At 63.4% G+C, this 382-nt stretch carries 1 pseudogene; it reads right to left on the reverse strand.

The annotated features are described in order from the left end of the window. A pseudogene (locus tag EN852_RS41270) lies at positions 1 to 382 on the reverse strand (acyltransferase); the annotation flags it as partial.

Here is a 382-nt window from a genome sequence, read left to right on the forward strand (position 1 = left end):
AAGACGCGAGCCATATCCGCCTCGAGCAGTGAGCTGGCCGCAAGCAGCAGAAATCCCGCGCCAGCCATCGCCAGCGCCGCTCCGAGCGGAACCCTGGCGCCCTGGAGCCACAACCGCCCCACGGCAGCTCCGGCCGCGAACTCGAGCACGACAGGATCGGTGAAGGCACGTGCATATCCCGCCGCGAAAGCGAAATGCAGCGCGACGATCGTCACAAGCGCTCCCACGAGAACGCCAAACCGCCAGCGCTCCCCGAGGAACAGAGCCAGGGTGAAAAGCAGATAGAACATCATTTCATAGCAGAGCGTCCACCCCTGTAGGACAACCGGATGCAGCGCGTTCTCCTGCAGCACCGGCACGAAGAACAGCGAACCGACGAAAT

Origin of the sequence: Mesorhizobium sp. M2E.F.Ca.ET.209.01.1.1 (assembly GCF_004010375.2) — a bacterium.
In the GTDB taxonomy this organism is placed as follows: Bacteria; Pseudomonadota; Alphaproteobacteria; order Rhizobiales; family Rhizobiaceae; genus Mesorhizobium.